Annotated in this window: 20 protein-coding genes; 7 read left to right on the forward strand and 13 right to left on the reverse strand. The window is 72.1% G+C overall.

The window, feature by feature from the left end; translation table 11 throughout:
* Window positions 1-194: 194 nt before the first annotated feature.
* From AB0E91_RS16570 to AB0E91_RS16580, 3 genes are all read left to right on the forward strand, one after another.
* Complete coding sequence (locus tag AB0E91_RS16570; protein ID WP_361782434.1) at window positions 195-3605, forward strand: DNA polymerase III subunit alpha; 3411 nt, start codon at window positions 195-197, stop codon at window positions 3603-3605.
* Entirely contained in the window at window positions 3602-4576 is a 975-nt protein-coding gene (locus AB0E91_RS16575) for a hypothetical protein (protein ID WP_361781487.1), read from the forward strand. Before AB0E91_RS16570 ends, AB0E91_RS16575 begins: the two co-directional genes overlap by 4 nt.
* Window positions 4577-4819: 243 nt before the next feature.
* Window positions 4820-5680, forward strand: coding sequence for an alpha/beta fold hydrolase (locus AB0E91_RS16580; RefSeq protein WP_361781490.1), 861 nt, complete (start codon window positions 4820-4822; stop codon window positions 5678-5680).
* Window positions 5681-5744: 64 nt separating this feature from the next.
* On the opposite strand, the gene AB0E91_RS16585 is transcribed toward AB0E91_RS16580, so the two are convergent.
* Complete coding sequence (locus tag AB0E91_RS16585) at window positions 5745-6668, reverse strand: lytic polysaccharide monooxygenase (RefSeq protein WP_361781493.1); 924 nt, start codon at window positions 6666-6668, stop codon at window positions 5745-5747.
* A 221-nt stretch (window positions 6669-6889) separates the two neighbouring features.
* Between AB0E91_RS16585 and AB0E91_RS16590 the strand changes: the two genes are divergently transcribed.
* A complete protein-coding gene (locus tag AB0E91_RS16590) occupies window positions 6890-7489 on the forward strand; it encodes a class I SAM-dependent methyltransferase (RefSeq protein WP_361781496.1) in 600 nt (199 codons plus the stop codon).
* A 34-nt stretch (window positions 7490-7523) separates the two neighbouring features.
* Here AB0E91_RS16590 and AB0E91_RS16595 read toward each other — a convergent pair whose 3' ends face one another.
* Both AB0E91_RS16595 and AB0E91_RS16600 read right to left on the reverse strand, forming a co-directional pair.
* Window positions 7524-8024 (reverse strand): DUF402 domain-containing protein, encoded by a 501-nt coding sequence (locus AB0E91_RS16595; protein ID WP_361781499.1) that lies wholly within the window; start codon window positions 8022-8024, stop codon window positions 7524-7526.
* Window positions 8005-8934 carry a GNAT family N-acetyltransferase gene (locus tag AB0E91_RS16600; protein ID WP_361781502.1) on the reverse strand — a complete coding sequence of 310 codons (930 nt, stop codon included), beginning with the start codon at window positions 8932-8934 and terminating at the stop codon, window positions 8005-8007. The genes AB0E91_RS16595 and AB0E91_RS16600 overlap by 20 nt, the downstream gene beginning before the upstream one ends.
* Before the next feature lie 110 nt (window positions 8935-9044).
* Here AB0E91_RS16600 and AB0E91_RS16605 point away from each other — a divergent pair, with 110 nt between their 5' ends.
* Window positions 9045-9419, forward strand: coding sequence for a GntR family transcriptional regulator (locus AB0E91_RS16605; protein WP_343245666.1), 375 nt, complete (start codon window positions 9045-9047; stop codon window positions 9417-9419).
* 7 nt (window positions 9420-9426) lie between these two features.
* Here the strand turns inward: AB0E91_RS16605 and AB0E91_RS16610 are convergent, their stop codons facing one another.
* Together AB0E91_RS16610 and AB0E91_RS16615 are read right to left on the reverse strand one after the other, a co-directional pair.
* Window positions 9427-10197, reverse strand: a complete 771-nt coding sequence (locus tag AB0E91_RS16610) for a DUF72 domain-containing protein (RefSeq protein ID WP_361781506.1) — start codon at window positions 10195-10197, stop codon at window positions 9427-9429.
* Window positions 10198-10266: 69 nt separating this feature from the next.
* Complete coding sequence (locus AB0E91_RS16615) at window positions 10267-11376, reverse strand: DUF5925 domain-containing protein (RefSeq protein ID WP_361781509.1); 1110 nt, start codon at window positions 11374-11376, stop codon at window positions 10267-10269.
* A 110-nt stretch (window positions 11377-11486) separates the two neighbouring features.
* Here AB0E91_RS16615 and AB0E91_RS16620 point away from each other — a divergent pair, with 110 nt between their 5' ends.
* Window positions 11487-12908 (forward strand): xylan 1,4-beta-xylosidase, encoded by a 1422-nt coding sequence (locus AB0E91_RS16620; protein WP_361781512.1) that lies wholly within the window; start codon window positions 11487-11489, stop codon window positions 12906-12908.
* Between the two features lie 34 nt (window positions 12909-12942).
* Here the strand turns inward: AB0E91_RS16620 and AB0E91_RS16625 are convergent, their stop codons facing one another.
* From AB0E91_RS16625 to AB0E91_RS16645, 5 genes are all read right to left on the reverse strand, one after another.
* Window positions 12943-16698: a lipopolysaccharide biosynthesis protein gene (locus AB0E91_RS16625; protein WP_361781515.1), complete on the reverse strand. Its 3756-nt coding sequence runs from the start codon at window positions 16696-16698 to the stop codon at window positions 12943-12945.
* Window positions 16691-17491, reverse strand: coding sequence for a polysaccharide deacetylase family protein (locus AB0E91_RS16630; protein WP_361781518.1), 801 nt, complete (start codon window positions 17489-17491; stop codon window positions 16691-16693). Before AB0E91_RS16630 ends, AB0E91_RS16625 begins: the two co-directional genes overlap by 8 nt.
* The gene (locus tag AB0E91_RS16635) at window positions 17488-18543 is read right to left on the reverse strand and encodes a glycosyltransferase family 2 protein (protein ID WP_361781521.1); all 1056 of its coding nucleotides are present in this window, start codon (window positions 18541-18543) and stop codon (window positions 17488-17490) included. Before AB0E91_RS16635 ends, AB0E91_RS16630 begins: the two co-directional genes overlap by 4 nt.
* Window positions 18540-19361: a glycosyltransferase family 2 protein gene (locus AB0E91_RS16640; protein WP_361781524.1), complete on the reverse strand. Its 822-nt coding sequence runs from the start codon at window positions 19359-19361 to the stop codon at window positions 18540-18542. The genes AB0E91_RS16635 and AB0E91_RS16640 overlap by 4 nt, the downstream gene beginning before the upstream one ends.
* A gap of 391 nt (window positions 19362-19752) precedes the next feature.
* Window positions 19753-20139, reverse strand: a complete 387-nt coding sequence (locus AB0E91_RS16645; protein WP_361781527.1) for a hypothetical protein — start codon at window positions 20137-20139, stop codon at window positions 19753-19755.
* Between the two features lie 306 nt (window positions 20140-20445).
* On the opposite strand from AB0E91_RS16645, the gene AB0E91_RS16650 reads away from it, so the two are divergent.
* Window positions 20446-21240 carry an SGNH/GDSL hydrolase family protein gene (locus AB0E91_RS16650; RefSeq protein WP_161180066.1) on the forward strand — a complete coding sequence of 265 codons (795 nt, stop codon included), beginning with the start codon at window positions 20446-20448 and terminating at the stop codon, window positions 21238-21240.
* Between the two features lie 72 nt (window positions 21241-21312).
* Here the strand turns inward: AB0E91_RS16650 and AB0E91_RS16655 are convergent, their stop codons facing one another.
* The 3 genes from AB0E91_RS16655 to AB0E91_RS16665 are packed head-to-tail and all read right to left on the reverse strand — an operon-like array spanning window position 21313 to window position 26204.
* Window positions 21313-22959 carry a serine/threonine-protein kinase gene (locus tag AB0E91_RS16655; protein WP_361781531.1) on the reverse strand — a complete coding sequence of 549 codons (1647 nt, stop codon included), beginning with the start codon at window positions 22957-22959 and terminating at the stop codon, window positions 21313-21315.
* Window positions 22960-22986: 27 nt separating this feature from the next.
* Window positions 22987-24669 (reverse strand): sulfite exporter TauE/SafE family protein, encoded by a 1683-nt coding sequence (locus tag AB0E91_RS16660; RefSeq protein WP_361781534.1) that lies wholly within the window; start codon window positions 24667-24669, stop codon window positions 22987-22989.
* On the reverse strand, window positions 24666-26204 hold the full coding sequence (locus AB0E91_RS16665) for a tetratricopeptide repeat protein (RefSeq protein WP_361781537.1): 1539 nt from the start codon (window positions 26202-26204) through the stop codon (window positions 24666-24668). Before AB0E91_RS16665 ends, AB0E91_RS16660 begins: the two co-directional genes overlap by 4 nt.
* Window positions 26205-26269 lie beyond the last annotated feature (65 nt).

Here is a 26269-nt window from a genome sequence, read left to right on the forward strand (position 1 = left end):
GTGGTCCGGGCTTCCCGTCGTGTTCCCGGCGTTGTGCGCCGGTGGCGGGTCGTGGGGCGCTTCCGTCCCCCGTTCGCGCGGGCTGGGCCTTGTGTTTACGCAGGTCAGGTAGGGAGTGGACTGTATCGTACAAGCGTTCGAGGGTGGGGGTATGGTGGAAGGGAACGGGTGTTCGATAAGGATGGGAGGTGCTCGTGGCGGGGTTTGTGCACTTGCGTGTTGCTTCGGGGTTTTCCTTGCGGTACGGGGCCTCGCATCCGGAGCGGCTTGTCGAGCGGGCTGAGGAGAGGGGGATGGGGGCTCTTGCGCTGACCGATCGGGACACGCTGGCCGGGGCTGTGCGGTTTGCCAAGGCTTGCGCGGGGATGGGGGTGCGGCCGCTTTTCGGGGTTGATCTTGCTGTGGAGGAGGGGAGTGGGGGGTCTCGGCGGCGGCCTGTTCGGGGTGGGGCCTTTGTGGACGAGTCGGCGTCTCGGGTGACCTTTCTGGCGCGGGACGGGGCTCGGGGGTGGGCTGATTTGTGCCGGGTTGTTAGTGCTGCTCACTCGGGGGGTTCCGCTTCGCCCCGGCTTCCCCGGGAGAGCAATCGGGGGGACGGGCTCACCGTGTTGCTCGGGCCCGATTCCGATGTGGGGCGCGCTCTCGGGGCCGGGCGGCCCGATCGTGCCGCCCGGCTGCTCGCTGTCTGGCGTGAGGTGTACGGGGATGCCTTGCGGGTGGAGATTGTCTGGCACGGGCGGGCAGGGGTGGGGGCCGGGTCTCTGCGGCCGGCCGCTCGGGCTCTTGGGTTCGCTGTCGAGCAGGGGGTGCGGCCCGTGCTCAGTAATGCCGTTCGGTATGCCGATCCGGGGCAGGGGGCCGTCGCCGATGTTCTCGATGCCTCGCGGCGGCTTGTGCCCATTGATTTCCGGAAGGAGTTGGACTCCGGGGAGGCCTGGCTCAAAGGGGCTTCCGACATGCTTCGGGTCGCCGAGCGGGTGGTGGAGGCCGCCGGGTATCGGCGGGAGGTCGGGTGGCGGCTCGTCGAGCAGACGCTGGCCACTGCGGGGGAGTGTGTTGTTGATCCCGAGGCGGATCTGGGGATCGGGAGCGTTCGGTTTCCCGAGGCCCGGCTCGTGGGGGCCGGGCGGCGGACCGCTCAGCGGGCGCTTGCCTCGCGGGCCGCGGCGGGGATGGTGCGGCTGGGGTATGGCGGGCGGCGGGCGTACTGGGAGCGGATGCATGAGGAGTTGGGGGTCATCGCATATCACGGGTTCGCTTCCTATTTTTTGACGGTTGCTCAAGTTGTCGATGATGTACGTGGGTTGGGGATTCGCGTTGCTGCTCGGGGGTCGGGGGGCGGGTCGCTCGTCAATCACCTGTTGGGGATCGCTCATGCCGATCCTGTGGAGCATGGGCTGTTGATGGAGCGCTTCCTGTCCAAGGAGCGCGTGGTGCTGCCCGATATCGATATCGATGTGGAGTCCGCTCGGCGGCTCGAGGTCTACCGGGCGATCATCGGGCGGTTCGGGGTCGAGAGGGTTGCCACCGTTGCCATGCCCGAGACGTATCGGGTGCGGCACGCCGTAAGGGATGTGGGGGCCGCGCTGTCCATGGACCCCGCCGAGATCGACCGTGTGGCCAAGTCCTTTCCTCATATTCGGGCGCGTGACGCGCGTGCCGCGCTGGAGGAGTTGCCCGAGCTGAGGCAACTGGCGGCCGAGAAGGGGCGGTACGGCCGGCTGTGGGAGCTGGTCGAGGCGCTGGACGCGCTGCCGCGTGGTGTCGCCATGCATCCGTGCGGGGTGCTGCTCTCGGACGCCTCGCTGCTCGCTCGTACGCCCGTGGTGCCTACGAGTGGTGAGGGGCTGCCCATGTCCCAGTTCGACAAGGACGACGTGGAGGATCTGGGGCTGCTCAAGCTGGATGTTCTCGGTGTGCGGATGCAGTCGGCCATGGCGCACGCCGTCGCCGAGGTGGAGCGGGCCAGTGGGGAGCGTGTTGATCTGGAGGCGTTGCCGGAGGGGGATGAGGAGACGTACCGGCTCATCCGGTCCGCCGAGACGCTCGGCTGCTTCCAGATCGAGTCGCCGGGGCAGCGGGATCTTGTGGGGCGGCTTCAGCCGGAGTCTTTTGAGGATTTGGTTGTTGATATTTCGCTCTTCCGGCCCGGGCCCGTCGCCGCCGACATGGTGCGGCCGTTCATCGAGGCACGGCACGGGCGTGCTCCGGTGCGGTTTCCGCATCGGGATCTGGAGCGGCCGTTGAAGGGGACGTACGGCGTCGTCGTCTTTCACGAGCAGATCATCGACATCGTCTCGATCATGACCGGGTGCGGACGCGGGGAGGCCGACGCGGCGCGGCGGCTGCTGTCCGATCCGGAGGAGCAGGGGCGTATCCGGGTGTGGTTCGGGGCGCGGGCCGAGGGCAACGGGTACGACGCCGGGACCATCGAGCGGACCTGGGAGATCGTCCAGGCTTTCGGGTCCTACGGGTTCTGCAAGGCACATGCCGTCGCTTTCGCCGTGCCCACCTATCAGTCGGCGTGGCTCAAGGCGCACCATCCGGCCGCTTTCTATGCCGGGCTGCTCACGCATGATCCCGGGATGTATCCGAAGCGGCTGCTGCTGGCCGATGCGCGGCGGCGGGGTGTTCCGGTGCTGCCGCTGGACGTGAACGTGTCCGCCGCCGCTCACCGAATCGAACTGGTGTCCGGTAAGTGGGGGGTGCGGCTGGGGCTCTCCGATGTGCACGGGATCAGCGGGGCCGAGGCGGAGCGGATCGCGGCCGGGCAGCCGTACGCCTCCTTGCGGGACTTCTGGGAGCGGGGGCGGCCCGGGCGTCCGCTCGCCCAACGGCTCGCGCAGGTCGGGGCGTTGGACGCCTTCGGGGGCAACCGGCGTGATCTCCAGCTGCATCTGGCCGAGTTGTACCGGGGGGCCCGGGGTGGCCCTGGGGAGCAGCTTCCGTTGGGCGGGGGCGGGCGGACCGCTTCGGCCGGGCTGCCCGATCTCTCCCCGGCGGAGCGGCTCAGTGCCGAACTGGGCGTGCTGTCCATGGACGTCTCGCGTCATCTGATGGACGACCACCGGGAGTTCCTGGCCGAGCTGGGGGTCGTGTCGGCGCGGCGGCTGCGTGCGGCGCGGCACGGGGAGACGGTGCTCGTCGCGGGTGCCAAGGCGGCCACCCAGACCCCGCCGATCCGGTCCGGCAAGCGGGTCATCTTCAGCACCCTGGACGACGGTACGGGCCTGGTCGACCTCGCCTTCTTCGACGACTCCCACGACGCCTGCGCCCACACCGTCTTCCACTCCTGGCTGCTGCTGGTGCGGGGCGTGGTGCAGCGGCGGGGGCCGCGCAGTCTGAGCGTCGTCGGCTCCGCCGCCTGGAACCTCGCCGAACTCGTCGAGCTGCGGGCCGAGGGCGGGCTCGACCGGGTGGCCGCCCGGCTGGCGGAGTCCGTGGAGCCGGCGGGTGAGGACCGGGCCGGTGGCCGTCGTATCCGGATGGCCACCGGGTACGACATGCATCCGTGGGCCGATCTGCGGCCGGCGGGGGAGGGGGTCGCCCAAGGGCCCGCTGCCGCACGGAAGTTGTGGCACCGGAGTCCGGGGAGCGCGGGATGACCGTTCTCTGTGTGCGATTCCGGCTCGCGCCCGGGCGCGAGGGGCTGCTGCCCGCGCTCGTGGGGCTCGTCGAGGAGTTCACGCCGGTGGTGCAGGCGCTGGTGCCGGACCGGGTGCTGGCCGATCTCGGCGGCGCCGAACGGTACTTCGGGCGGGATGCCGTGGAGATCGCCTCCGTCATCCGGGTCCGTGCGCTGGCGCGGTACGGCGTCGACTGTGCCGTGGGTGCCGGGCCCGGGCCGATGCCGGCCCGGTTGGCGCTGCGTTCCGCTCGGCCCGGAGTCGTCCGGGTCGTGCCCGAAGAGCCGGGCGCGCGGGCGGAGTTCCTTGCCGGGCTTCCGGTGGGCGCGCTGCCCGGGGTCGGTGCCGCCACCGCCCGCACCTTGTGCGAGTACGGGCTCGACACCCTGGGGAGGGTCGCCGCCGCGCCGCCGTCCACCCTTCAGCGGCTGGTCGGTGCCCGCGCGGCACGTGAACTGCGGGACGGGGCGCGGGGGATCGACCGGGGACGGGTCGTGCCGAACGCGGCGGCCCGGTCGGCCGGGGCGGAACGTGCCTTCGGCACCGACGAGTTGGACTCCGGGCGGCATCGCGGGGCCCTGCTGGACGCCGCCGGTGAGCTGGGGTTCCGGTTGCGCGGGGGCGGCCAGGTCTGCCGGAGTCTGACCCTCACCGTGCGCTATGCCGACCGGTCCACCACGACGCGTTGCCGCACCCTCGCGGAGCCGACCGCGCACTCGGCCGCTCTCACCCGGGCCGCCTACGGCATGTACGAGACGCTCGGTCTCCAGCGGGCGCGGGTCCGTGCCGTCGCGCTGCGCGCCGAGGGGCTGACCCCCGCCGAACACGCCTCCCGCCAGCTCACCTTCGACCCCGTGGACGAGAAGGTCCGCCGGATCGAGGAGGTCGCCGACCGGGTGCGGGCCAAGTTCGGGCCCCGTGCGGTGATTCCGGGGACGCTTGCGGCCTGAGTGCGGCGAGTTACGCGTGTTGTGGGTGATTTGGGAGTGGCTGGAGTTCTATGGTCGGGTCCAGCCGGTCTGGTGACGGTTCCTCAGTGTGCGTGTGTGTCTGATGCGTGATGGAACTTTTTACTGACGCGTAACTTCACAGTTGCACTACTCGTCCGTAACTTGACGAGTGAACCAGCATCCCGTGATCCGGATCACAGGGTCAGTCCGTGCACCCCCCTTGAGCCGCAAGGAGATCACACGATGCTGCCCTGGAAGCGAGCGTTCAGACCGCTCGCCTCGCTGCTCCTGGCCGCCGCGCTCGCTGCCGTCCCCACCGCCACCGCCCACGCCGCGACCGCGCCCAGCTCCGGCTGGAACGACTACTCCTGCAAGCCCTCCGCCGCCCACCCGCGCCCCGTCGTCCTCGTCCACGGCACCCTCGGCAACTCCGTCGACAACTGGCTCGGCCTCGCGCCGTACCTGAAGGACCGCGGGTACTGCGTCTACTCCCTCGACTACGGCCAGCTCGCCGGTGTCCCCGTCTTCTACGGCCTCGGCCCCATCGACAAGTCCGCCGAGCAGCTGTCCGCCTTCGTCGACAAGGTGCTCGCCTCGACCGGCGCGGGCAAGGCCGACCTCGTCGGGCACTCCCAGGGCGGCATGATGCCGCGCTACTACCTGAAGTTCCTCGGCGGAGCCGCCAAGGTGAACGCCCTCGTCGGCATCGCCCCCAGCAACCACGGCACCAACCTCAGCGGTCTGACCAACCTGCTGCCGTACTTCCCCGGCGCCGAGGCCCTGATCAAGGCCACCACCCCCGGCCTCGCCGACCAGATCGCCGGGTCGGCCTTCCTGACCAAGCTCAACGCGGGCGGCGACACCGTTCCCGGAGTGCACTACACGGTCATCGCCACCCAGTACGACGAGGTCGTCACGCCCTGGCGCAGCCAGTACCTGACCGGCTCCGACGTCCGCAACGTCCTGCTCCAGGACCTCTGCCCGCTCGACCTGTCCGAACACGTCGCGATCGGTCTGATCGACCGCATCGCCTTCCACGAAGTGGCCAACTCCCTCGACCCGGCGCACGCCACCGCCACCACCTGCGCGTCGGTCTTCAGCTGACCGCCGCCGGGTCCTGTCCGGCCTGAGCCGCCGGACAGGACCCGGCGCATACCGCGCGCGCCGCTCAGCGCCCGCCCCGGTCGCCGCCCGTCGAGCGCTGCCGCACCGAGAGGAACAGCGCCGCCGAACCGAGGGCCAGCACCCCGGCCCCGACGACTGCCCCGTACGAGGTGTGCGGGGCGGTGCCCGTGTCGGCGAGATACAGCGACGTCACCGTGGTGGCAGGGGAGTCGGCGGCCGGGGACGTGGTGGTCGCGGGCGGGGTGGTCGGGCCGGGGGTCTCCGCCACGCGCCGCTCGACCGCACGCTGCCCGGCTGCCGGTCCGGCCGCTGCCGCCTCGATCCGTACCTCCTTCGACGCGGAGGGCGCCGACGCCGAGGGAGTGGGAACCGGGGCCGCCCGGTGGGTCGTCGGAGCCGGGGCCGGTGGGGGAGTCGTACCGCCGAAGTCCACGTCCGCGCAGGAGTGGAACCACTCCGAGCCGTCCGAGCGGTGCCACACCGCGTACAGCACCTGTCTGCCGGTGCGCTCGGGGAGCGTGCCCGTGAACGTGTAGCGGCCGTCCGAGGGCGTCGCGTCCACCACCCGCGCGACCGGGTGCGCCAGATCCAGCGCCGACCAGGTCAGGGGTCGTGCCGGGTCGTAGCCGGACTTCGTCACGTACACCTTGAAGCGGCCCTGGTGACGCGTGGTCACCCGGTACGTGAAGGTGTACGGCCCGCTGTGCACCTGGGGCGTGGAGCGGTCGGCGCCGACCAGGTCGAGGCCGCCGGACTCGCCGTTCTCGACGCCGCACAGCTCGCCGCCTTTCGAGCTGTGCGGCGAGTCATCTGCCGACTCGTGCGCTGTTCCGCGCGTCGAGTCGTGTGCCGAAGCGGGCGCGGCGGCGAGGGCGAGCGGGGCGAGTCCGAGCACGGCCACGGCGGCGGCCGCCCGCAGCCGGGACATCCCCTGCCCGGGGTGAGCCGAGGGCGTGGGGAAGGGCATCGGAACTCCTCGCGGCATCGCGTCGTCCGGCCGCCGGACGGCCCGGCTTCCGTGGGGGGTGTGATCAGAAACTAGCCGTGTGCGCGGGCGAGTTGGACCCTTCGGGGCGGTCGGGGCCGATCTTTATGGTCGTCTTAAGGACGTGCTCAGGCTGGGCTCAGGTAGCCGAGGCCCCGGGCCGGTCCGGGGGCGTTGTCAGTGGCGGGTGCCATGCTTCGGGCATGAGTGAGGCGAGTGGATCGGTGGACTGGGACGTGATGGCTGCCTCCTTCGACGAGGAGCCCGATCACGGTCTGCGCGCGCCCGAGGTGCGGGCCGCCTGGGACGCGCGGTTGCGCGGGTGGCTGCCCATACGCCCGGCCGACGTGCTCGACCTCGGCTGCGGCACCGGGAGTCTCGCGCTGCTCGCGGCCGGGCAGGGGCATCGGGTGACGGCGGTCGACTCCTCTCCCGCCATGGTCGAACTGGCCCGGGCCAAGCTCGCCGGGTGGGACGCGACGGTGGTGCGGGGGGACGCCGCCGAGCCGCCGGTGGGGGAGGGGAGCGTGGACGTGGTGCTCGTCCGGCATGTGCTGTGGGCGCTGCCCGAGCCCGGGAAGGTGCTGCGCCGCTGGCGTGAACTGCTGCGGCCCGGCGGGCGGTTCGTGCTGGTGGAGGGGGTGTGGGGGACGGTCGCCCCGGCAGGGATACCCGCCGGCCGGCTCGCCGCGTTGCTGGAGCCGGTCGTGCGGGACGTACGGGTGGAGTCGCTCTCCGGCGATCCGCTGCTGTGGGGGAAGGCCGTGGACGACGAGCGGTATGTGGTGGTGGGCGCGGTGTGAGCCGTCCGCGCCCGGGTCCTGTTCCGGCTTCGGGTCAGGTGAGGAGGGTGTCGAAGGCGTTCGTCCGGGCCAGCGTCTCCAGCGCGCTCAGGGCGGCCAGCGCGGCGGTGGCCGCGTCCGGGTCGGACTCCGCGAGGCCGCTCGCGGCGAACTCGTCCTCGTCCAGGCGCAGTACGTCCTTGCCGTCGGCCGACAGCCAGAGGTCCAGGTCCAGGTCCTCGACGGTCAGTTCGGCGCCGGAGCGGACGGCCGGGCGGGTGATGTCGCAGTACCAGCCCTTCAGCGTGCCGTCCCCGGACCGGACCTCCTTCACCGCGTACCACCGGTCGCGCCAGTAGTGCTCGGTGAACACGTCCCCCGGCTCGAAGCGCACGAAGCCGAAGTCGCGCACGCCCTCGGCCGCCCAGGGGGCGCGCACGGTCAGCCGGGTGCCGTCGTCGGAGAGGAGCGCCGCCGGGTAACGGATCTTCGTACGGCCCGCCTTGGTCAGGACGATCTCCAACAGGCCCGTGTCGTCAGCCGAGTCGGCGGACATGCTGCACCTCCGTAGCGCAGATCTCGTAACCGAGCCACTTGTTGACGGCGAGCATCGGTCCGTTGGTCTTGTCGTTGCCGGTGTACGCGTCGGTGATACCGGCCGCGCGGGCCCGGTGCAGGGAGTGCGCCTTGACCAGCTTGGCGAGGCCGAGGCCCCGGTGGGAGCGGGCGGTGCCGGTCATGCCGGTCAAGTAGCGGGTCGCGCCGTCGGTACGGGCGACGGTGAACGCGACCGGGCGCCCGTCGGCCACGCAGACGGTGGTCAACTCGCGGTCCAGCAGCGGATGTTCCCAGTTCTCCTCGATCCAGGCGGTGTAGTCCGAGTAGGACACCGGCACCGCGTTCGGCTCGTCCGACGTGGTCTCCGCGTCCAGCTCGAACAGCGGCCGGGGATCGTCCGCGAAGTCGGCGGCCGTGCGCACCTCCATGCCGGGCGGCGTCTCGGGCAGCGAGGGGAGGTCGTCGGTGGTCAGGTCGCGGCGCAGGAAGTGGGCGGTGTTGCCCTCGGTGTAGCCGCGCCGCTCGGCGAAGGCACGGTTGCCGGGGGTGTCGAGGACCCAGGAATAGGCCCTGGTCGCGCCGACGGACGCGAGATGCGCCTCCCCGGTCTCCAGGAGCAGACGGCCCGCGCCGCGCCCGGTCCGGTCGGGGCGTACGTACACGTTCACATACCCCTGGCCGGGCTCGGCGCTCTGGTGCGCCATGTGCACCTGGGCCGTGCCGATCACCTCGCCGTCCTCCTCGGCGACGAGCGCGCGGTAGTGGGCGGCAGGGTGCATACGAGCGATGACATGACGGACGGATTCGGGGGTGAACAGGACGTACGGCAGGGCGAGCCGTCGTACGAGGACGAAGCCCTCCGGGTCGGCCGGGACATCGGGACGCAGATCGCGTACGAGGACGGTCATGGGCAGGAACGCTACGAGCAGCCGGGGCGAGGGCGCCTCCTATTTTTCGCGCGCGGCCGGGTACGTTCCGCCCGCTCGGCGGGGCGCGGCGCGTGCGGGACAATCGGGGGGTGAGCCTGAAGATCCACATTGATGACGGCGCCCCGCCCTACGAGCAGGTGCGCGCGCAGATTTCCGAGCAGGCACGGGCGGGTGTGCTCCCGGTGGGGTACCGGCTGCCGACCGTGCGGGGCCTGGCCGAGTCCCTGGGGCTCGCGGTGAACACCGTCGCCAAGGCCTACCGTGCGCTGGAGGCCGACGGGGTGATCGAGACCCGCGGGCGCAACGGCACGTACGTCGCCGCCGCGGGCCCGGCCGCCAGCAAGGAGGCCGCGTCGGCCGCCCAGGCGTACGCGGAACGCGCGCACCGGCTCGGCCTCCCGGAGGACGAGGCCCTGGCCGCCGTACGGGACGCCCTGCGGGCCGCCTACGGGGAGCGGGGCTGAGCGGCCGCTAGCGCCGTGCCGTCGGCTCCGGGGTGCGTGTTACCGGCAGTCCCGCCTTGCGGGCCAGGGCGCCGAACTCCGCCGCGTCCTTCACCGCCGCGCCCCTCGGGTCGTTGTTGAAGTACGCGTACACGTCGTCCGCGCCGTCCCACGTCGAGGCGATCCGCTCCACCCAGCTCTCCAGCGCCGTGTGCCCGTAGCGCGGCCAGGGACGGGCGCGGCCCCGGTGGAAGCGGACGTACCCCCAGTCGGTGGTGCGCCACAGCGGGGTGACCGGGCGGGACAGGACGTCCGCCCAGCACAGCGCCGCACCCCGGGCCTCCAGGACGCTTCGCGTCTCGGGCGTCCACCAGGACTCGTGGCGCGGTTCGACCGCGACCCGCGTGTCCCGGGGGAAACAGGCCAGGCACGCGTCCAGCAGCGGCGGGTCCGCGCGCAGGGTCGGCGGCAGCTGGAGCAGGATCGGGCCCAGCCGGTCGCCCAGGCCCTCGGCGTGGCTCATCAGCCGGTGGACCGGCTCCTCGGGGTCGCGCAGCCGCTTGATGTGGGTCAGATAGCGGCTGGCCTTGACCGCCACCACGAAGTCCGCCGGCACCCGCTCCCGCCAGGACGCGAAGTTCTCGCGGGAGGGCAGCCGGTAGAAGGCGTTGTTCAGCTCCACCGTCGCGAAAAGCTTGGTGTACTCCTCCAGCCACAGCCGCGCCGGGCAGCCCGTCGGGTACACCACGCCCCGCCAGCTCGTGTACTGCCACCCCGACGTGCCGACGAACAGGGTCATAGGTCCATGAAAGCACCGAAGCGGGAGTCGTACCGGTGCGGGAGTCGTACCGGTACGGGTCGGGTGCCGCTACAGATACAGCCCCGCGTCCGCCCCCTCCCGCGCCCCCGGCACCGACGTCGGCCCCGTGCCCCGGCGCAGCGCGTACAGCTCGGCCAGGGTCGCGCCTTCCCGGCCGACCGCGCTCTCGTGCTCGGGGCCCTCGCCGCCCAGCCAGTCCATGGCCTCGGGACGGGTCAGCGGGCCGACCTCGATGCGGGCCAGACAGCGGCCGGGCCGCACCACGGCGGGGTGCAGCCGCTCCAGGTCCTCGTTGGTGGTGACCCCCACCAGGACGTTGCGCCCCTGGCCGAGCAGGCCGTCGGTCAGGTTGAGCAGCCGGGACAGCGCCTGCCCCGCCGTGTGCCGGGCCTCGCCCCGGATCAGCTCGTCGCAGTCCTCCAGCAGGAGCAGCCGCCAGCGGCCCTTGCCCGTGCCGTCCTCCTCGCCGATCGCGATGTCCATCAGATAGCCCACGTCGGAGAAGAGCCGCTCCGGGTCGAGTACGCAGTCCACCTGGCACCAGTCCCGCCAGGAGCGGGCCAGCGTGCGCAGCGCCGAGGTCTTGCCGGTGCCCGGCGGGCCGTGCAGCAGGAGCAGCCGCCCGGCGATGTCCTCCGGGGTCGTCTTCATCAGGCGGTCCATCGCGGAGGCGACCGGAGCGGTGTAGTTGGGCCGCACCTCCTCCCAGGTGCCCGCCGAGATCTGGCGGGTGGTGCGGTGCGGGCCGCGCCTCGGGGAGACGTACCAGAAGCCCATGGTGACGTTCTCCGGCTGCGGCTCGGGCTCGTCGGCCGCGCCGTCGGTGGCCTGGCCGAGGATCTGTTTCGCCAGGTCGGCGGTGGTCGCGGTCACGGTCACGTCCGCGCCCCGGTTCCAGCGCGAGACCAGCAGGGTCCAGCCGTCGCCCTCCGCGAGGGTCGCGCTGCGGTCCTCGTCACGGGCGACCCGCAGCACGCGGGCGCCCTCGGGCAGCAGGGTCGCGCCGGAGCGCACCCGCTCGATGTTGGCCGCGTGGGAATACGGCTGCTCGCCCGTCGCGAAACGGCCGAGGAACAGCGCGTCGACGACGTCGGAGGGCGAGTCGGAGTCGTCGACATTGAGCCGGATCGGCAGGGCGTCGTGTGGGTTGGCGGACATGCCGCCATGATCTGTCACGGATGCCCTCCGCGCACGGCATTTCCGCCCCTTCTCGGAGGGTGTTCCCAAGACCTGCCCGACGCCCCGATTCCGCCGTTACTGTGGTCCTGATGGCACGTCATGGGTGGTACACGGGGGATCGGCGGTGGCGGCTCACCGCGCTGCTCGGCGTGGGCGTGCTCGCCCTCGCCCTGGTGGTGACCCTGCTGGGCACGCTCCCCGGGCGTGGCGCGGACACCTCCGGCACCTCGCCCGACGGCGACCGCGTGCACGGCACACCCGCCACCCCGGCCGGGCGTCCGCGGCCGTCGGTGGGCTGGGGTTTCACCCACACCCAGTACAGCGCGGACCGGGGCGGCGGCGCGGCCACCGAGCGCGTCGAGAAACTCCTCTCCGACGCCGGCGGCCTGCCGCAGGACCAGGCCATCATGGGCTGGGGCGCCGACAATCCCGAGCCGGTGAAGGGGCGTTACGACTTCGGCGCCCTCGACCACCGCATCGACTTCGTCCGCGCCTCCCACGGCACCCCCGTGATCACGCTGTGCTGCTCGCCGGACTGGATGAAGGGCGGCAAGGCCGGGGCCGGTCGCACCGACTGGAGCCAGTCCGCCCTGGAGACCGCGCCCGACCCGGACCACTACGAGGACTTCGCCCGGCTCGCGGCCACCGTCGCCCGCCGCTACCCCGACGTACGCCACTTCGTCGTGTGGAACGAGTTCAAGGGCTTCTGGAACGACTCCGCGGGCCGCTGGGACTACGAGGGCTACACGAAGATGTACAACCTCGTCTACCGGGCCCTGAAGAAGGTCGACCCCGACATCATGGTCGGCGGCCCCTACCTGGTGATGGACAGCGTCGGTGCCGGGCAGGAGCACGCCTCCGCCGACCTGCGCGGCCCCTGGGGGGCCATGGACCAGCGGGTCCTGGACGCCTTCCGCTACTGGAACACCCACAAGGCGGGCGCCGACTTCGTCGTCGTGGACGGCTCCAGCTACACCAACGACGACCAGTTCCTCCCCGACGAGTTCGCCGCCACCGCCAAGTTCACCGCCGTCAGCCAGTGGCTGCGCCGCCAGACCCGTGACCTGCCGCTGTGGTGGGCCGAGTACTACGTCGAACCCGCCGACGCCGACGACCGGCGCGAGGGCTGGTCCGAGAAGCACCGGCTCGCCGTCCACGCCACCGCCCTGATCGCCATGGTCGACGGCGGCGCCGACTCCGCCTTCTACTGGAACCCCGAGAAGAAGAGCGGCACCGACTGCGCGGGCTGCCTGTGGACACCGACGAGCGAGACGGACGGCGGCCGCGCCCTGCCCATGTACGGCCTGCTGTCCCGCTTCCACGCGGCCTTCCCGCCCGGTACCCGGTACGAGACCGTCTCCGTCGCCCGCGACGACCGGCCCAACGTACGGGTCCTGGCGAGTGACCGGACGGTCCTGGTCGTCAACACCCTGAACCGGCCGATCAGCGCCCAAGTGGACGGCAGACGCTTCACGATGGACGCCTACGGCGTGAAGTGGCTGAAGCGCTGAGCCACTTCACCTCGCAGGTCCCTCACCTCATCGCTCAGCTCATTGTCACGAACCGCTGGACCAACGACGCGAGGAACACCGCGAGCAACGGCAGCGAGAACCAGAACCCCGTCTGCAACAGCCGGAGTTGGCGCACGCTCGGCCGCATCGCGACCCGTACGACCTCCCGCGCGGTCAGCAGCAGGATCAGCAGGACGGCCGCCAGCGCGCCCACCACCGACCACGCCGTCCAAGTGACCTGCGGCCCGATCGGCCCCGGGTCCGGCTCCGGCACCGCGCCCGCGGGCCGCTCGCGCAGCGCGTACACCGTCACGTCGTCGTTGACCAGCACCCGCCGCAGCTCCTGCCGCGCGTCCAGGTTGGCCAGCAGCCGCGGCTCCCAGCTCGCCGAGTAGCCCGAGTCCAGCTCCAGATAGCGGACCTGGCTCTCGTTGACCATCAGATACGAGTTCGGGCCCGCGTCCTTCAGCGCCGTGACCAGGCCGGACACCAGCACCGGGTCGGGCGGGGCCAAGGTCGGCACATAGTTCACCCGCTCCATGTCCCGCGCCCCCCACGGCAGCGCCGGGGTCACGTCGTTCACCGGGTCGGTGCTCAGCCACAGCAGCCGTACGGTCGACTCGTCGTGCGCGTACACCCAGTTCATCGCCGCGACCTCGCCGGGCCGGGTCCGCTCGAAGGTCTCGTTGCCCCAACGGGCCACCAGGAAGCCGCCGATCAGCAGCAGACCGGCGAGCAGCGCGGCCACCGGGGCGAGGCTCACCCGGTCCTTCTCGCGTTCCTCGGCGGTGGCGCCGGTGCGCGGGAAGAGGGCGAGGGCGCCGAGCAGGGCCGCGCCCGGCAGCGCGAACATGAAGACGCGCAGCGCCATCTCGCCGCCGTACGACTGCATGCCGAAGCCGAGGAACGGCACGAACGCCAGCACCAGCAACGAGCGTTCGCGGTAGCGGTGGTCGCGTCTGCGCCACCAGCCCCAGCAAGCCAGGGCCAGCACCGAACCGGCCAGCAGCACACGGGTGTAGAGGACCAGCTTGTGGACCGAACTCCCGCCCTGGATACGGCCGGAGACCGAGCTGGAGACATTGCCGCCGACTCCGCCGAGGCCGCCGAAGAGGTCGTTGAAGTGCCCGGACCAGTACGGCTCGGCCATGAAGCCGAGCCATGCCACGACGACCACCGCGAACAGCAGCGGCAGACCGCGCAGTTCGCACCGGCCCAGGACGACCAGGACGGCGACCACGCCGAGCATCACGAACGGGGTCAACTGGTGGGCCGGGACGCTCGCCGCGAACAGGCCGGTCAACACCAGGAGCAGCACGGCCCGTTGACGCCGGTCGGTGGGCTCCACCTCGGCCTCGCCGGGGCGCAGCCGCGTCCAGATGACGTGCGGGGGGCGGAACCAGACCAGCAGGATCGCCGCGAACGCCAGATACAGCAGATAGGTGAAGCCCTGCGGCGAGAAGTAGTCCTGGCCGACCCAGCCGGCCAGGACGAAGATCCACACCCCGGTCCACTTGGCCCGCCAGCTCGCCCGCAGCGAGCGGGTCAGCAGGAACATCGGCGCCAGATAGGCGAGTTGGATGGCTGTCGGCCACCAGCGGATGACCTCCGTCAGATCGCTCACCCCGCACGCCCGCGCCGCGAACGCCGTCACCGCGAAGAAGCCCGGCCAGCTCCAGCGGGCGTCCAGGTCGGGCACGGCGGAACCGGTGCGGTCGATGTAGTCGAGGAAGCCCAGGTGCTGCCACGCCGTGGGGAAGCGCGGCTCGCTCTCGATCACGGCGGGCAGCGCGTGCAGGCTGATCACGGTGGCGAGCAGGGTGGTCAGCAGCAGCGCCCGGTGCTCCCGGCGCAGCCACAGCAGTACGGCGAACACCGTCACCAGCAGCGCGGCCCCGGCCAGCGTGGGCAGCGGCAGCACGGAGACGAGACCGAGCCCGCCCATCGCGTCCAGGTCGGCGTCGTCCAGGCGGAGTGCGGGCACCCAGTACAGAAGGAGCGCGGCGGTCAGCAGACAGCCGAGAAGGAGTCCGGAGCGGGTGGGCGCGAAGCGGGGGCGGGAGTCCGGCTCGGGGCCGGGGGCGTCCGCCGTGTCGTGGGGTCGAGGCGCTGGTTCCTCCTGGTCGGCGGCAGCGCGCTCGGGGGCGGGCGGCTCCGGACGGCTCCGTTCCAGCCCGCTCTCGGGCAGTGCCGTCCCGAGCGGCGCGTCCGTCTCCTCGTGTCGTCCCGGCAGCACAGGCGTCCCTCCCGGCGGCGTCTTTGGTCCCGGGCGGACGTCCGGCCGTCGCTCCACATGGTCGAAGTCCACACCCACCCCCAGGGCGAGTGTGTCCTGGTTCAGCGCCCAGCTCGGCCGCCGTCGGCGTGCCGTGCTTCCGGCCTTCGCCTCGCGGGTGCCCAGGTCGGCGAGGTCGCCGTCGGGTGCGGCGGTGTCGGGTGGGCTCCCCGGTCCGGAGCGGAGCGTCCGCCACAGGCGCGGCGCCGCGATCGCCACGATCACCGCGAGGCTGGAGATCTCCGCGACGCCCGCGCCGGTCAGCCCCATCCGGGGCAGGAGCAGCAGCGTGAGCCCCAGCACCAGTACGCACAACAGCCCCTGGAGCCAGGCGAGTCCGGAGGTACGGCTCTGCGCGCGCAGCACCGCGAAATACGTCTCCATGACGACCCGCAGCACCGCGCCGACCGCGAACCAGCGCAGCAGCGGGGTCGCCGCGTCCGCGTAGCCCGGGCCGAAGACGCCCAGGATCCAGGGGGCGCCGACGAACAGCACCGTCGCGATCGGCAGCATGATCCGCGCCATCCGCCGGAGCGCCGCGCGGGTGTTGGCCGCGAGCCGGGCCGGGTCGTGCGAGCCCTCCACGGTCAGCGAGGCGCCCATGTTGATGGCGAGCAGATTGGTCGTGCCGCCGATGGTGGTCGTGATGTAGAAGTACGCGTTGTCCTCGCTGCTGACCTGCGAGGCGATGATCACCGGGACCAGGTAGACCACCGCGAGCGAGAACAGCGAGCCGGTGTAGTCCCCGGCCAGGAACCTGCCGATCTCCCGCAGCGCCGGGGGACTGGCGTGCCCCTTGGTCGCCTCGACGTGCCGGGGCACCAGGCGCCGGAACACCAACCAGCCCAGCGGCACCACCGAGGTCGCGATGGCCGCGACCCAGGACACGAAGACACCGGCGGCCGGGATCGCCACCGCGAACGCGACCAGCAGCCCCAGCTTCACCGCCGAGAAGACCGTGTTGCCCACCGGCACCCACGGCGCGCTGCGCAGCCCGGTCAGCACCCCGTCCTGCAGCGTGAGCAGATTCCAGGCGACGACGGCCGCGATGAAGCCGAGCCCGTTCACGGTCCCGTGCAGGAACCGGTACGACGGACCCCACTCGTTGAGTGTCAGCAGGAACACGACCGCCGCCAGGGCCACGACCAGTGAACTGCCCGCGTACGTACGGAGGATGAGGCGTCCGGTGTGCCGTCCCGCCACCGGGATGAAGCGGGCCAGCGCGCCCGTGAGCGTCACCGCCGTGAGCCCGGCGAGCAGCTTCATCGCGGCGATGGCGGCCGAGCCCTGCCCGACCGCCGACTCGGAGTAGTAGCGCGCCGCCGCCAGCCAGAAGCCGAGCCCCAGTACGGCGGAGATGCCGGTGTTGAGCATCAGCGCGTAGGCGTTGCGGAACAGCGGACTGCCGCCGCCCTCGCGGCTCATGCCCGGCAGGCGCAGGCGTCTGCCCGGCCGCTCGGGCGGCTCGGTGCCGGGCGCGGCGGCCTCGGTCGTGGTGGTCGTCGTGTCAGACACGGGAACTGATGGCCTTCCGGCGGACCTGGCGTGCTCTTCGGACGAGTGCGTAACCCTTGGTGAGCAGGCGGTCCTTGGCGAAGTGGCAGGAGATCGCCCGGCCTTGGACCAGCTGCTCGAACTCCTCGACGCCGGTCCCGCGGCGCACGGTGACGCGCCGCAGGGCGTAAGGACCCTGCGCCCGCCGCGCGAGCGCGTTGCCGACGGCGAGCGCCTGGGCGTACCCGGCCGAACGCACGGCACGGCGCACCCGGCGGTCGGAGTAGCCGTACGGATAGGCGAACGACGTCGGCCGCACGCCCAGTTCGCCGGTGACGATGTCGGTGCTGCGGTCCAGCTCCCACTTCAGCGCGCCGTCGTCGAGCTGGTCGAGCTGCGGGTGGCTGTGGCTGTGCCCGCCGATCTCGACCCCGGCGGCGGCCAGTTCCCGCACCTGGTCCCAGTCGAGCATGGTGTCCAGGGCACCACCGGTGTCGTAACGGCCCCTGATCCAGCCGGTGGAGACGAACACCGTGGCCGGGAAGCCGTGTTGGGCGAGGACGGGCAGGGCGTGCCGGTGGACGCCCTCGTAGCCGTCGTCGAACGTGATGAGCACCGGGCGCGGGGGGAGCGGGCGTCTCAGACGCCAGCGCTCCGCGAGCGCGGTGGTGGTGAGCGGGGTGAGACCCAAGTCGCCGATGAGCGCCATCTGTTCGGCGAACGCCTCGGGGGCGACCGACAGGGTCCGGGTGGCCGCGTTCGGTGCGGCGGCGACCGCGTGGTACATGAGAACCGGTACGGCCGCCTCGCTCATGCCTGCGCTCCCTTCGCCTCCGGCGCCGCCGTGATCCCTGCCCCGATGGGCGCCACGGAGAACGTCGGGGCGCCCCGCCGGGCCCGCATGCTGCCGATCGCGTAGCCGCCGGCCGCCGTGAGCACGCCCGCGACGATCGCGCCCGCGCGGCCCGCGCCGCCCGGACGGGCGAGCAGTGCGTCCCGTAGCCCGCGCACCACACCCACGGGCAACACCCGTGTCGTGTAACGCCGTTCGGACTCCAGTCCCTTGTCGGCGCCGACGCTGCGGGCCACCAGTGCCTTCGACAGGCCCTCCGCGTAGGTACGGGTGCGGAAGTAGGCGAAGCGCTCGCGGGCCTTCGGCACCCGGTGGTGGATGACCGCGCGGTCGTCGACGAGCAGGACGGCGTCGGGCCGGGCCCGGGTGAGCCGGATGCACAGCTCCGTCTCCTCGCAGCCCAGCGGGCGGCGGTCGCCGTCCCGGCCGATGCCGGTGGCGAAGCCGCCCGCCGCCTCGAACGCCGTACGCCGGAAGGAGGCGTTGCCACCGAGGACGTTGCGCACCCGGACCCGGCCCGGTGCCAGGCCCCGATAGCTGCAGCCGACGACCCAGTCGAACTCCTCCGGGAACCAGTCCGGCCGCCGCCCCGACGCCCACACCGGGACCGTACGGCCGCCGACCGCCAGGACGCGCGGGTCGGCGTACCCCTCCGCGAAGTGGCGCAGCCAGTCGCGTTCGGCCACGGCGTCGTCGTCCAGGAAGGCGATGACCTCGCCGTGCGAGGCGGCGATGCCGGTGTTGCGGCCCGAGGAGAGGCCGCGCGGACCGGCGTTGGCGAGGACGCGGACGGGACCGGTGCCGGTGGCGTCCCCCGTGGTGGCGCCTTCGGCGGTGTCGTCCTTGAACTCCCGTGCCAGCCGCTCCAGCAGCGCCGGGTTGTGGTCCACGACGAGGAGTGTCTCCAGCGCCGGGTACGACTGCGTGCGCACCGAGGAGACCGCCGCGAGGATGTCCTCCCAGCGGTCCTCGGTGTACACACAGATCACGACGGAGATGCCGGGATCTCTCAAGACAGCTCTCCCCGGACGGCATTCGCGAGCGCGGCGGCCCGGCGCTCACGGCGCAGGGCACGGCGGTTGGACCGCTCCTGGAGGATGACCCGCAGCACCCGCAGCCCGTCACGCACGGCCCGCAGATTGCTGGCGCCGTGGATGCGCAGGTATTCGTGGCTCGGGATCTCCTGCACCCTGAGGCCCGCCTTGACCACTCTGATGTTCATCAGGGTCTCGACCTCGAAGCCGGTGCAGTCGAGGTCGATCTTGTCCAGGCAGTGCCGCCAGAAGGCGTTGTAGCCGTAGCACAGGTCGGTGTAGCGGGCGCCGAACTTGCGGTTGACGGCCGTGCACAGCGCCCAGTTGCCGAGCCGGCGGATCAGGGTCATGTCATCGGTGCCGCCGCCGTTGGCGAAGCGCGAGCCCTTGGCGAAGTCGGCGCCGGAGACCAGCGCGGAGACGTACGACACGATCTCGTTGCCGTCGGCCGAGCCGTCCGCGTCGACCATCACGATGATGTCGCCGGAGCATGCCTCGAAGCCGCTGATCAGGGCATCCCCCTTGCCCTTGCCGCGCTGCCCGACGACCTTGACGCCGGGCCACAGCGAACGGGCCACCTCCACGGTGTCGTCGGTGGAGTTGCCGTCGACCAGGACCACTTCGTGGATCCAGTCCGGCAGGGTCTTGAAGACGTACGGCAGGTTCTCCGCCTCGTTCATGGCGGGAATGACCACGCTGACCGGCGGAGTGATCGCCAGATGCGAGGAGATGGGCCGATAGGAGCCCGCGACCACGGGCTCGGGGCCCGGACTGGACATGGGCAGAACGGAACTCATGACGGTGTGATCCCTCTCGTCCGGCGGACCGCCCGCCCCTGGGCGGCCCGGCTCTGTGTCCGGTTCGAAAGGGGGGTACTCACCCCCGGCACGGCGAAGAGCGGTCTGCCGTGTACAAGGACGAGCTGGCAAAGCTGCCGAGCTGCCGACGTGCGGGCAGCCGGTCGCGCGGCCCGGCCCGGTCACCTGAAGCGGTCACCGAGTACGGCACCCCCCTACCGCGCCCCGCCTCGGAATGTCGCCGGTCCTGAGCCCTCCCCTGAACCGAGTGCGACCGACCGATGCGGGTGAGATGTACGACGGTATTGACGATTGAACATGAATGGCAAGGTGTGGACGTGGCCTCACCTTTTTGTTGGTCTGTCCGTTACACAACCTTGGCCCATGTTCCTCATTCCGGCAGCCGTTTTCCCGAACTGGCCTTCATACGACGGAAGATGACCAGAAAGAGCAGCAGGCTCAGCCCGGTCACGGCTACGATCCCGCCCCGCACCGACCAGCGGTGCACGGCGAGCATGGCCTGCGCCACGAGCATGTCGAGGACGACCGCCCCCGCGACCGCGGCGACGAGCCGGCCGTAGGCGTCCAGGCCGCGCAGGGCGAGCCAGATCGCCGCGGCCGGTGCGGCCAGCAGGAAGAACAGGGTCGACGGGCCGCGCAACGGCGTGTGCGCGTCCGTGAGCGCGAGCAGCGCGCCGCATCCGGCGACGGCCGTCGCGGCGCCCGCGAGCAGTGAACTCGTGTTGCCCGATGATGACTTGACAGAAATTGACCGCATGGGCCGACTTGCCCCCCGACGCGCCGGATGCCGGGCTTCAATGTGTCCCAGGCGTGTGCGGGCCGTCAAGACGGCCTGTGTCGCACGCGCGTTCCCGTGGCTGACGTGAACTCCGTGATGAAGACGCTCATGTGATGTGCCGTCAACACCTCTGTAAAGCCTGCGCAATATGTGGGGCCGTGAAGTTCCTGGGGCGATCCTGTCGAGAGATAGTTGAGAGCCAAATAGTTTTGGCATGAACACTTCCGATCAACGCGCGTAGCCGGTACCACAGTTGCGGCAGAGATCCTGCTAAAGGGAGGTTCCATGAGACGTACCCGACTTGCGGCATACGTGACTTCACTCCTCCTCGCCACCGGCCTCGGGATGGCCGGAGCCGGACAGGCCCAGGCCGCCGGTGGCGGCTACGTGGCTCTCGGCGACTCCTACTCCTCCGGAGTCGGTTCGGGCAGCTACATCAGCTCCAGCGGCGACTGCGACCGCAGCACCAAGGCGTACCCCTACCTCTGGAACGCCGCGCACGCCCCGTCCTCGTTCGCCTTCAACGCCTGCTCGGGCGCCCGCACCGACGAGGTGCTCGCCAACCAGCTCGGCTCCCTCAACTCGTCGACCGGACTGGTGTCCATCACCATCGGCGGCAACGACGCCGGGTTCGCCGACGTCATGACCACCTGCGTCATCCAGTCCGACAGCACCTGCCTGTCCCGCATCAACACCGCGCGGGCGTACATCGACTCCACGCTCCCCGGCAAGCTCGACGCCGTCTACAACCAGATCAGCGCCCGCGCCCCGTCCGCCCGGGTCGTCGTCATCGGCTACCCCCGCTTCTACCTCCTCGGGCAGAGCTGCCTCGGCCTCTCCGAGACCAAGCGGTCCGCCATAAACGGCGCGGCCGACTACATCAACAGCGCCATCCAGAAGCGAGCCCAGGCCCACGGCTTCGTCTTCGGCGACGTCCGCAACACCTTCTCCGGCCACGAGATCTGCTCCGGCAACTCCTGGCTGCACAGCGTCGACTGGCTCGACATCGGCGAGTCCTACCACCCCACGGCCGCCGGACAGTCCGGTGGCTACCTCCCCGTCCTCACCAACGCGGCCTGACCCTCACGGGTGAACCCGTCGCTGACCGCGGTCCCTTGTAAGGGTGATCCTCATGAGGGCGAGCGCACCCCGTCAGGGTGAGTACGAAGCCGAAGCGGAGGCCCCGTCCGTCGGGGTCTCCGTCGTCGCGGTTCGGCACGTCACCGAGAACGGCACCTGATTCGACTCCGCCTTCACCGGCGAGCGCACCTCCACGCCGATCGCGTTCTCGATCGTCCCGCTGTCCGACCAGGTCGTCACGGTCACCCGCACCCGCTTGGTCCGCTCCCCGCCCTCCGGGAACGACAGCGTCCGCCAGCCGTCGTCCGGCAGCGAGCCGTGTTCGAGCCGCCAGCGGTACTCCACTTGAGTCGGCACCCTCCCCACCGTGAACGTCGCTGTGAACGCGGGCGCACCGTCCTCCGGGGGCGGGCAGGTGCCGTTGTACTCCGTGTGTTCCCCCGCCACCGTGACGTGCACGGACTGGGCCGGGGCGCTGCTCGCCGGGCTGCTGCTGGTGCGGGTGGGCGGGGGCGCGGCGGTCTTGGTGTTCCGGGTGGGGGAGCGGCTCGTGGTGCTGGTGGTGGTCGGGCTCCCGCCGGACTTGCCCTCGTCGCCCCGCTTCCCGTTGTCGCGGTCCAGCAGGGCGTACGTCAGACCGGCCACGGCCAGGACGAGCGCGAGCACGCCCGCGACCAGGGCGACACGGGCGCCTCGGGTGGTGGTCGGCTGCGTCCTTGTTTCCTCGCCGCCTCCGCCTCCGCCTCCGATCCCGGCTCCGGCTGCCGCTCCCGCGAGTGGGGTCGTGGGCCGGGGAGGGGTGGGCGTGGGTGGCTGCGGGGTCCAGACGGTGGGGGCGTACGGCACGGTGGGCAGCGTGTCGGTACGCGGCGTGCCGCCCGCCGCGACGAGGCGCAGGTCCCGCTCGGCGCGGTCGGGCGCGATGCGGTCGGCCGGGTCCTTGCGCAGGAGCCCCTCGATCACCGGCGCGAGCGGCCCGGCCCGGCGCGGCTCCGGCAACTCGTCCTCGACCACCGAGCGCAGGGTGTTGAGCGGGGTGTCCCGGCGGAACGGCGAGCCGCCCTCGACGGCCGCGTACAGCAGCACGCCCAGCGACCACAGGTCCGACTCCGGGCCCGGAGTGCGCCCCAACGCCCGCTCCGGCGGCAGGAATTCGGGCGAGCCGATCACCTCGCCGGTCATGGTGATGGCGGAACTGCCCTCCACCGTGGCGATGCCGAAGTCGGTCAGCACCACGCGGCCGTCCTCGGCGAGCAGCACGTTCGCCGGCTTGACGTCCCGGTGCAGCACCCCGGCGATGTGCGCGGCGCGCAGCGCGGCCAGGACCTCGGCGCCGATCCGTGCCGCACGGTCCGGGGGCAGCGGTCCGTCCGCCTCCAGCGCGTCCGCGAGCGACCGGCCGCGCACCAGCTCCATCACGATCCAGGGGCGGCCGCCCTCCATCGCCACGTCGTACACCGTGACCACGTTGCGGTGCGAGATACGGGCCGCCGCCCACGCCTCGCGCTCCAGCCTGGCGTACATCCGCTCCACGTCGGAAGCGGGCAGACCCGCCGGGGCCCGCACCTCCTTGACGGCCACGTCACGGTGCAGCACCTCGTCACGGGCGCGCCACACCGTGCCCATACCGCCCTGGCCCAGCGGGGACAGCAGACGGTAGCGGCCCGCGATCAAACGGTCGCGTCCCGGTTCTTCTGACACGGGCGCCCCCCACGGCATCTCGCGCGATTCCTCCCCAAAAGTAGCTCAGCCGAAGGCCGTTGCGACCCCCTTGAGCATCAATCCGGCGCCCAGGGCCACGACGGTCAGCGCGGAGGCGAGCGGGAGTGAGCGGCGGGCCAGGGCGGTCAGGGGATGGGCGGTGCGGCGCGGGTGACGGTCGAGGAGCCGGTTCACCCGTGAGCCCAGCCGGACGACGGCGAAGCCCGCCGCCGTCAGCGTCAGCGCGAGCCCGACGCCGTATGCGACGACGAGCAGCAGCCCGAACCAGGCGTGCCCGAGCGCCGCCGCGCCGACCAGCACGACGACCGCGGAGGGGCTGGGCACGAGGCCACCGGCGAAGCCGAGCAGGATCGTGCCGCGGAGGGTGGGGGCGGTGGGGTGCGAGTGGGTGTGGCCGTTGTGGGTGTGGACGAGGGTGTGGGGGGTGTCGGTGTGGTGGGCGTCGGGGTGGGGGTGGGGGTGGTCGTGTGCATGTGTCCCGCCCACATGGTGGTCGTGCACATGGTGCTCGCCCCGAGCGTGTTCGTGGCCCGCGCCCACCAGGGCCAACGGCCGGGACGCCGCGTGCTGATGGGTGTGGGGGTGCGGGTGCTCGTGGTCGTGCTCGTGGTCGTGGTCGTGCCCATGGTCATGCCCGTGCGCGTGTTCATGCCCGTGCCCGTGCCCCGCGAGCTCCCGGCCCCGCCACGCCTTCCGTACCAGTGTCACCCCCGCCACCAGCACGAGCGCGCCGCTCGCCACGCCCAGCCAGGCGATCACCGAGGGGGCCGCGGCGGAGCCGGCCGTGACCAGGATGCCGAGGCCGACCACGCCGAGGGTGTGGGTGACCGTCACCGAGGCGGCGAGGGGGAGTACGTCCCGCATGCGGGCCCGGCCGCCCCGCGCGGCAGCGGCCGCGGCCATCATGGTCTTGCCGTGTCCCGGGGCGAGCGCGTGCATCGCGCCGAGCACGACCGCGACGAGCAGCGCCAGCGCGGCGAAGCCGACGGTGAGGTGGTGCCGGGCGACCAGGTCGTTCAGGGCCTGGGTCCAGCGGTCCGCGCCGCGCGGCAGCACCGAGGCGGCGGGCGCGTCCCGCTCCGCCGACAGGGCCGCGCCGCCCGGCCGTACCCCCAGCCGGGCGGTGGAGGTGTCGGCGGGAGAGGACAGCAACTGCGCCGGGTACTGGGTGAGTTCGTGGGAGACCGACTTCGCCGGCACGTCGGAGCGGGTCAGCGTCATCCGGTCGCCCCGCGCGGTGATCTCCCGCCAGCCGGGCCCGGAGGACACCCCCGCGCTGTGGAAGCCGACGGTCAGCGTCGCACCCTTGGGCAGCGGGGCCCGCTCCGCGCACTCCACGCGCAGGGTCTCGAGCCCCGCCTGACCCGGCCGCAGCCGCGCCGTGGCCGAGGTGACGGTGAGCGCGACGGGGCGCCCGTCGACGGTGAGCCTGCTGCCCCGCGCCGCCGTCGCACAGCGCTGCCGGGCCCACTCCGTCGTGCCCAGCCGTTCGAGGTCGGGCTTGGCCTGGGTCGCCGGGATCTCCGCCAGGTCCTCGACATGGGTGACGCGCAGCTCGCCGGGGGCGGCCACGAGACCGTCGTAGTGGTTGACGGTGAAGTTGCCGAGCGGGTGCGCGCTCGCGGCCGTCGCCGGGCCGAGCGCGAGGGCGCAGGCGCCGGTGAGGACTGCGGCGGCGAGGGTCAACGGGCGGCGGAGTGAGGTCACTTGGTGTTCTCCAGTGCCTTGCGGGCCGTGGCGGCGCCGAGCGGGGAGAAGCCGGGGTTGAGTTTCAGCGCGGACTGGAGCGAGGCGCGGCCCTCGTTCTTGTGGCCCGTGGCCAGTTCGATCACGCCGAGGTGGTAGCGGAAGAGGGCGCTCTGGTAGCCGGTGGCCGTCGCGCGTCGGGCGTACGAAAGCGCCTCGCGGTCTTGGCCGTTGACGTGCAGCGCCCAGGCCAGGGCGTCCGCCGTGTGCACGGTGTGGCGGCGGGCCCACTCGGCGCGGGCCGCGCGCAGGGCGGCCTTCTTGTCGCCGTGGTCGGCGGCGGCGAGCGCGGTGTCGAGGTCGGCGTCGACGCCGTTGGCGTGGGCGATCGCGATCCACGCCTCGACCAACGCGTACTGCTCGCGGGCCCGTTCGTGGTCACCGGCGGCGCCGCGCGCTTCGTACAGTTCGCCGAGTTCGACCAGTGGGCCGGGCAGCGGGTAGCGCGAGACCACGAGTTCCATGCCCTTGATCGCCGCGGCCCGGTCCCCGCTCGCCGCCTGGGCGCGGGCGCGGCCCTCCAGCGCGGGGAGGTAGTTCTCGTCGGCGGCGAGGGCGCGGGCGTAGGAGGTGAGGGCGGACTTGTAGTCACCCTGGTTCCAGGCGAGTTGGCCGAGCTGGGCGGCCACGTACGCGATGTCGCCCTTCGACGTGGCGGCGCCGAGCGCCTGCTCCAGCACGCGCCGGGCCGCCGGTACGTCGCCGCGCAGCTCGCGCACGTAGGCGTATCGCGTGAACACGGGCACGCCCGGCTTGCGGGCGTCGGCGGTGTCGGCGGCGCGGGACGCCTCGTCGTACCGGCCGAGTTCCACCAGCGCGTCGATACGGGAGGACAACGCCCGTTCGCTGTAAGGGTTCTCGGCGAGCGCCCGGTCGGCGTTCGTGAGCGCTCCCTTGAAGTCGTGCCGGGCGGCGGCGAGCGCGGCCTGTCCGGCCAGCGCCTGATCGCTGTGCGGAGAGAGCGAGAGGGCCCGCTTCAACGCGGCCTGCGCCTGCGGGTACCGGGCCGGGTCTCCCTTGGTCCGTGCCTGCTCCACATAGGCCAGCCCCAGCGTGGCCCACCCGTCGGAGTCCCTCGGCTGCGCCTTGAGATGCGCCTGCAGCGCGGCGATCGCCGCGTCCGGGTCCCCGCTCGCCAGTGCCCCCGGATCAACGGCGGCCGAGACCGCCACGGCGGCCACCGGCGCCTTGTCCCGCGCGGCGCCGACAGCGATGGCACCTCCGGTGACGGCGACGGCGAGCAGCACGGCGATCCCGGCCCGCTCCGCGATACGCCGGGTGCGTCGGGGTGCGTCGGCGGGGCGAGCGGGGGTGTTCTCCGCGGTGGGGGAGGGCTCCGCGGCCGGACCGCTCCCCGGCGCCTCGTCCGCGCCGGCCTTCTCGACCGTCAGCGGCTCCCCGGCGCACTCGACTTCCTCCGTCGTCAACTCCCCTTTTCCTGAGGTCGTTTCCTCGGTCGTTCCGCCGGAGGCCGTCTCGTTCGTGCGCGGGGTCATGCCCTCTCCAAGGTCACCTGATGGGGTCAAAGGGTGGGCGCGGTCCGCCGTGGGGGAGTACGCGG

The sequence above is a fragment of the Streptomyces sp. NPDC026659 genome (genome assembly GCF_040638245.1).
In the GTDB taxonomy this organism is placed as follows: domain Bacteria; phylum Actinomycetota; class Actinomycetes; order Streptomycetales; family Streptomycetaceae; genus Streptomyces.

Coding starts and splice junctions, on each gene's coding strand:
- AB0E91_RS16575 (WP_361781487.1), top strand. CDS start 3,602: ATGACCGTTCTCTGTGTGCGATTCCGGCTCGCGCCCGGGCGCGAGGGG.
- AB0E91_RS16580 (WP_361781490.1), top strand. CDS start 4,820: ATGCTGCCCTGGAAGCGAGCGTTCAGACCGCTCGCCTCGCTGCTCCTG.
- AB0E91_RS16585 (WP_361781493.1), bottom strand. CDS start 6,668: ATGCCCTTCCCCACGCCCTCGGCTCACCCCGGGCAGGGGATGTCCCGG.
- AB0E91_RS16590 (WP_361781496.1), top strand. CDS start 6,890: ATGAGTGAGGCGAGTGGATCGGTGGACTGGGACGTGATGGCTGCCTCC.
- AB0E91_RS16595 (WP_361781499.1), bottom strand. CDS start 8,024: ATGTCCGCCGACTCGGCTGACGACACGGGCCTGTTGGAGATCGTCCTG.
- AB0E91_RS16600 (WP_361781502.1), bottom strand. CDS start 8,934: ATGACCGTCCTCGTACGCGATCTGCGTCCCGATGTCCCGGCCGACCCG.
- AB0E91_RS16610 (WP_361781506.1), bottom strand. CDS start 10,197: ATGACCCTGTTCGTCGGCACGTCGGGGTGGCAGTACACGAGCTGGCGG.
- AB0E91_RS16615 (WP_361781509.1), bottom strand. CDS start 11,376: ATGTCCGCCAACCCACACGACGCCCTGCCGATCCGGCTCAATGTCGAC.
- AB0E91_RS16620 (WP_361781512.1), top strand. CDS start 11,487: ATGGCACGTCATGGGTGGTACACGGGGGATCGGCGGTGGCGGCTCACC.
- AB0E91_RS16630 (WP_361781518.1), bottom strand. CDS start 17,491: ATGAGCGAGGCGGCCGTACCGGTTCTCATGTACCACGCGGTCGCCGCC.
- AB0E91_RS16640 (WP_361781524.1), bottom strand. CDS start 19,361: ATGAGTTCCGTTCTGCCCATGTCCAGTCCGGGCCCCGAGCCCGTGGTC.
- AB0E91_RS16645 (WP_361781527.1), bottom strand. CDS start 20,139: ATGCGGTCAATTTCTGTCAAGTCATCATCGGGCAACACGAGTTCACTG.
- AB0E91_RS16650 (WP_161180066.1), top strand. CDS start 20,446: ATGAGACGTACCCGACTTGCGGCATACGTGACTTCACTCCTCCTCGCC.
- AB0E91_RS16655 (WP_361781531.1), bottom strand. CDS start 22,959: ATGCCGTGGGGGGCGCCCGTGTCAGAAGAACCGGGACGCGACCGTTTG.
- AB0E91_RS16665 (WP_361781537.1), bottom strand. CDS start 26,204: ATGACCCCGCGCACGAACGAGACGGCCTCCGGCGGAACGACCGAGGAA.